Origin of the sequence: Azospirillum brasilense (genome assembly GCF_008365405.1) — a bacterium.
GTDB classification, from domain to species: domain Bacteria; phylum Pseudomonadota; class Alphaproteobacteria; order Azospirillales; family Azospirillaceae; genus Azospirillum; species Azospirillum brasilense_D.
The window spans coordinates 21,672-27,671 of record NZ_QOKV01000040.1 but is presented as its reverse complement, the minus strand read 5'-3'; the positions used below and the strand labels follow the sequence as shown (position 1 = coordinate 27,671).

At 68.9% G+C, this 6,000-nt stretch carries 4 protein-coding genes; all 4 read left to right on the top strand.

The genetic code is table 11. The features are described from left to right. On the top strand, positions 1 to 263 hold a 263-nt coding region (locus DS837_RS30480; protein WP_247890217.1), incomplete at its 5' end, for a thiamine pyrophosphate-dependent enzyme. Between the two features lie 115 nt (positions 264 to 378). Next, the gene (locus DS837_RS30475; protein WP_149168175.1) at positions 379 to 2,109 is read left to right on the top strand and encodes an NAD(P)H-dependent oxidoreductase subunit E; all 1,731 of its coding nucleotides are present in this window, start codon (positions 379 to 381) and stop codon (positions 2,107 to 2,109) included. Between the two features lies 1 nt (position 2,110). After that, positions 2,111 to 4,864 (top strand): formate dehydrogenase subunit alpha, encoded by a 2,754-nt coding sequence (gene fdhF, locus DS837_RS30470; RefSeq protein ID WP_149168174.1) that lies wholly within the window; start codon positions 2,111 to 2,113, stop codon positions 4,862 to 4,864. A 109-nt stretch (positions 4,865 to 4,973) separates the two neighbouring features. Further along, the gene (locus DS837_RS30465) at positions 4,974 to 5,819 is read left to right on the top strand and encodes an IclR family transcriptional regulator (RefSeq protein WP_149168173.1); all 846 of its coding nucleotides are present in this window, start codon (positions 4,974 to 4,976) and stop codon (positions 5,817 to 5,819) included. The last annotated feature ends 181 nt before the right edge of the window (positions 5,820 to 6,000 follow it).

Here is a 6,000-nt window from a genome sequence, read left to right as displayed (position 1 = left end):
ACGTGAACCCGACGGGCGGGTCGGACCCGTCGCCGATGGTCTTCGTTCCGGACTCGCGCTACGACAAGATGATGGAAGCCTTCGGCGGCGAGGGCGTCAACGTGACGACGCCGGACGAGCTGTACCGGGCGGTCAGCGCGGCGATGGACAGCGGCCGGCCGACGCTGATCAACGCGGTGATCGACCCCAACGCCGGGTCGGAGAGCGGCAACATCGGCAGCCTCAACCCCACCAGCACCGTCCGCAAGGGTCCCAAGACGTAACGCCTTCCTAAACAAAAAAACAAAGCCCCCTCGGAAAATCGGGGGGCGGTTCCAAACGACTGCACGACATCCCAACGTTACGAAGAATCAAGCCTGACGAGAGGGGAGGGCGGACATGGACACGGCCATCGTCGCCAAAGACGACACCAAAAGGCGCGCCATCCATCCCGGTTCGGGGCGCCGGAACACCCGGACCCAGCCGAAGGGCCGGCAGGTCGATCCGGCGGCCCTGGCGGAGGTGCAGGAACTTCTCGGCGACCGGTCCCGGCAGCGGGATCTGCTGATCGAGCATCTGCACCTGTTGCAGGACACTTATCACGGGCTGCACGCCCGCCATCTCGCGGCGCTGGCCCATGAGATGCGGCTGGCTCTGGTGGAAGTGTACGAGGTGGCGTCCTTCTACGCCCACTTCGACATCGTGATGGACGGGGAGGAAGCCCCTCCGCCCGTGACCGTCCGGGTCTGCGACAGCCTGTCCTGCTGCATGGCCGGCGGCGAGAAGCTGCTCGACGAGCTGAAGGCCGCCGACATGGGGCCGGACGTCCGGGTGGTGCGCGCCCCCTGCATGGGCGCCTGCCACAACGCCCCGGCGGTGGCCATCGGCCACGCCCTGCATGAGAACGCCACGGTCGAGAGCGTGGTCACCGCCGTGAAGAACGGCGAGACGCACCCGCAGCTCCCCACCTATGTCAGCCTGGAGCAGTACAAGGCGGAGGGCGGCTACCGCCTGCTCGCCGACTGTCTCGCCGGCAACGTCCCGGTGGACGACATCCTCGGCAAGCTGGAAGGGGCCAATCTGCGCGGCCTCGGCGGCGCCGGCTTCCCGACCGGTCGCAAGTGGCGCTTCGTCCGCCACGAGCCCGGCCCCCGCCTGATGGCGGTGAACGGGGACGAGGGCGAGCCGGGCACCTTCAAGGACCGCTACTATCTGGAGAACGATCCGCACCGCTTCCTGGAAGGGATGCTGATCGGCGCCTGGGTGGTCGAGGCGACCGACGTCTACATCTACCTGCGCGACGAGTACCCGCACATCCGCGAGGTGCTGGAGCATGAGATCGCCCGCGTGGAGCAGGCGGGTCTCGCCGGTCACACCCGCATCCATCTGCGGCGCGGCGCCGGGGCCTACATCTGCGGCGAGGAGTCCGCGATGCTGGAGAGCATCGAGGGCAAGCGCGGCCTGCCGCGGCACAAGCCGCCCTTCCCGTCGGTCGTCGGCCTGTTCGGCCGCCCGACCCTCATCAACAACGTCGAGACGCTGTTCTGGATCAGGGACATCCTTGAGAAGGGCGCCGACTGGTGGGGCAGCCACGGGCGCAACGGCCGCAAGGGCCTGCGCAGCTACTCCGTCTCCGGTCATGTGAAGGACCCGGGCGTGAAGCTGGCCCCCGCCGGCCTCACCATCCGCGAGCTGATCGACGAGTATTGCGGCGGCATGGCCGACGGCCACACGCTCAAGGGCTATCTGCCCGGCGGCGCGTCGGGCGGCATCCTGCCCGCCAGCATGGACGACATCCCGCTGGATTTCGGCACGCTGGAGCAGCACGGCTGCTTCATCGGCTCCGCCGCGGTGGTCGTGCTGTCGGATCAGGACGACATGCGCAAGGTCGTGCGCAACCTGCTGGACTTCTTCGAGGACGAGAGCTGCGGCCAGTGCACGCCCTGCCGCGTCGGAACGGAGAAGGCGGTGGCGCTCATCAAGCAGCCGGTGTGGGACGAGCCGCTTCTGACGGAACTCGCCCGGCTGATGGGCACGGCGTCGATCTGCGGCCTGGGTCAGGCCGCGATGAACCCACTCAAGAGTGCGCTGAAGCACTTCCGCGACGATCTGCGCGGGGAGGTCCGGTGATATGAGCGACCGCATCCTGTTCCACCTCGACGACGAGCTCGTCGAAGCCCACGCCGGCGAGACGATCTGGCAGGTCGCCAACCGCCTGGGCACCGAGATCCCGCATCTCTGCTACGCCGACGAACCGGGCTACCGCGCGGACGGCAACTGCCGGGCCTGCATGGTCGAGATCGACGGCGAGCGCGCCATGTCGGCCTCCTGCGTGCGCCACCCGACGCCGGGCATGCGCGTCCGCTCGGCCAGCGAGAACGCCAAGTTCGCCCGCAAGATGGTCATCGAGATGCTGGTCGCCGACCAGCCGAAGCGGGAGGAGGCCCACGACCCCGACAGCAAGTTCTGGCGCTGGGCCGACCGCCTGGAGGTCTCGGACAGCCGCTTCCCCAGCCGGGAATGCGCGCCGAAGCCCGACTTCAGCCACCCGGCAATGGCGGTGCAGCTCGACGCCTGCATCCAGTGCAACCTGTGCGTCCGCGCCTGCCGCGAGGTCCAGGTCAACGACGTGATCGGCATGGCGCTGCGCGGCCACAAGGAGACGATCGTCTTCGACTTCGCCGACCCGATGGGCGACAGCACCTGCGTCGCCTGCGGCGAGTGCGTCCAGGCCTGCCCGACCGGCGCGCTGATGCCGAAGACCCAGGTGGACATGAACAGCGGCGTCTTCGCCGCCGCCCCGGACCGCCAGGTCGACAGCGTCTGCCCCTATTGCGGCGTCGGCTGCCAGCTGACCTACAACATCAAGGACGAGAAGCTGCTGTCGGTGACGGGCCGTGACGGTCCCGCCAACAAGAACCGGCTGTGCGTGAAGGGCCGCTTCGGCTTCGACTATATCCATCACCCGCACCGCCTGACCAAGCCGCTGATCCGCAAGGAGGGCGTGTCCAAGCACGACGTGGACATCGACCCGCTGAATCCGCTGACCCACTTCCGCGAGGCGAGTTGGGAGGAGGCCCTGGAGGTCGCCACCGCCGGCCTGCGCAAGATCCGCGACGAGCGGGGCGGCTCGGCGCTCGCCGGCTTCGGTTCGGCCAAGGGCTCCAACGAGGAAGCCTACCTGTTCCAGAAGCTGGTGCGCGTCGGCTTCGGCACCAACAACGTCGACCATTGCACCCGCCTGTGCCACGCCTCCTCGGTGGCGGCGCTGATCGAGGGCATCGGGTCGGGTGCCGTGACCGCTCCCTTCATGGCGGCCAAGGACGCCGAGGTGATCGTCGTCATCGGCTCCAACCCGACGGAGAACCACCCGGTCGCCGCGACCTTCTTCAAGAACGCGGCCAAGCGCGGCGCCAAGCTGGTCATCATGGACCCACGCGGCCAGGTGCTGAAGCGTCACGCCAGCCATATGCTGCAGTTCAAGCCGGGCCGCGACGTGCCGATGCTGAACGCCATGCTGAACGTCATCATCAGCGAAGGGCTGTACGACGAGCGGTATGTGGCGGAGCACACCCAGGACTTCGAGGAGCTGCGCGCCCACATCGCCAGCTTCACCCCGGAGGCCATGGAGCCGGTCTGCGGCATCCCGGCGGACCAGCTCCGCGAGGTCGCGCGCCTCTACGCCACCTCCAAGGGCTCGATCATCTTCTGGGGCATGGGCGTGTCGCAGCACACCCACGGCACCGACAACGTGCGCTGCCTGATCGCCCTGTCGCTGGTCACCGGCCAGATCGGGCGTCCCGGCACCGGCCTGCACCCGCTGCGCGGTCAGAACAACGTCCAGGGCGCCTCCGACGCCGGCCTGATCCCGATGATGTTCCCGGACTACCGTCCGGTGGACGATCCCGAGGTCCACGCCTTCTACGAGGATTTCTGGGACACCAAGCTCGACTCCAAGCGCGGCCTGACCGTCGTCGAGATCATGGACGCGATCCACGCCGGCTCGCTGAACGGCATGTACGTCATGGGCGAGAACCCGGCCATGTCCGACCCGGACGTGGAGCACGCCCGCGACGCGCTCGCCAAGCTTGACCATCTGGTGGTGCAGGACCTGTTCCTGACCGAGACGGCCAAATACGCCGACGTGGTGCTGCCCGCCTCGGCCTGGCCGGAGAAGACCGGCACGGTGACCAACACCAACCGCCAGGTCCAGCTCGGCCGCCAGGCCCTGCCGCCGCCGGGCGAGGCCCGGCAGGACCTGTGGATCGTCAACGCCATGGCCCGCGGCCTGGGGCTCGACTGGAATTACGAGCACCCGCGCGACGTGTTCCGGGAGATGAAGGGGGCGATGCCGTCGCTCGACAACATCACCTGGGAGCGGCTGGAGCGCGAGCGCTCGGTGACCTACCCCAGCCTGTCCGCGGACGATCCGGGCCAGGAGATCGTGTTCGGCGACGGCTTCCCGACGGCCACCGGCCGCGGGCGTCTGGTCCCCGCCGATGTGATCCCGCCGGCCGAGGAGCCGGACGCCGAGTTCCCGATGGTGCTGACCACCGGGCGCCAGCTGGAGCATTGGCACACCGGGTCGATGACCCGGCGCGCCCAGGTTCTGGACGATCTGGAGCCGGAGGCGGTGGCCTACATGAGCCCGGCGGACCTGCGGCGGATGGGGGCCAAGGGCGGCGACCGCATGAAGGTCACCACCCGGCGCGGCACCATCGAGCTGAAGGCGCGGTCGGACTACAACGTCCCGTCCGGGCTGGTGTTCGTGCCCTTCTGCTACGCCGAGGCGGCGGCCAACGTGCTGACCAACCCGAAGCTGGACCCCTACGGGAAGATTCCCGAGTTCAAGTTCGCCGCGGCCCGCATCGAGCCGGCGGCATAGCCAACCGGCGGCCCCCGCTCCCCGCGAGGGGAGGAGCGGGGGCCGCCACACCCGAGGACGACAACGGCGCGATGCAACAGCGCCGGACGATTTCGAGAGGGATGGAGCGATGAAGACGCAAGCGCTGATGATGGCACCCCCGGCCCCGCGGGCCGAAGGCCGCGCGGAAACCGTGGACCGTGCGGCGAAGGGCAATCTCGTTCAGTCGCTGTCGCGAGCGCTGAGCATCATGACCATCCTCGGCCAGTCGGACAGCCCGATGAGCCTGACCGCGGTGGCCGAAGCGGCGCATCTCTCGCCGTCCACGGCGCACCGTCTGCTGACCACCCTGCAGGAGGAGCGTTACGTGCGCTTCGACCAGGGCAAGCGGGGCTGGGCGGTCGGGGTGCAGGCCTACATGACCGGCACCGGCTTCCTGAGGACGCGCAGCCTGCTCGACGTCGCCCGCCCGCGGATGCGCCGGCTGATGGAGGAGACCAGCGAGGTCGTCAATCTGGCCGTCGAGGAGAACGGCGAGGCCATCTATCTGCACCGGGTCGGCGGCCCGCGCGTCGCCCAGGCGGCGCTTCCCGTCACCGACCGCACGCTGCTGCACTGTTCCGCCGTGGGAAAGGCGCTGCTCGCCGGCATGCCCGACACGCGGGTGCAGAGCATCGTGACCCAGCGCGGCATGCGCCAGTTCACCCGGACCACCGTGTCGTCGATCCCGGCGCTGCACCGGGAGCTGATCCTGACGCGCGACCGCGGCTACGCCGTGGACCAGGAGGAGCGGGTCAGCGGCCTGCACTGTGTCGCCGCGGCGATCTACGACGAGCAGGCCCGCGTCATCGGTGCCCTGTCGCTGTCGAGCACCAACCGGCGCCTGGACGACGCCCGCGTCGTGGCCTTCGGTGAGATGGTCAAGCGCACCGCCGCGGCGGTGACCGCCGAGATCGGCGGGCGCTTTCCCACCTGATCCCTAGGCCTGATCCCTGGGCCTAACCCATACGGAATTTGAATTCGCGCCGGCCGGGAGGCGCGATCCGCCCCGATCCGCAAATCCTTCGGATTGGGTCGAGGCGGCTGTTACCCCGGTTTTCCTTCCTGTCACGTAGTGCTGCCCTGAAGAAACTGACCGCGCCCGCAACGGCGCGGTC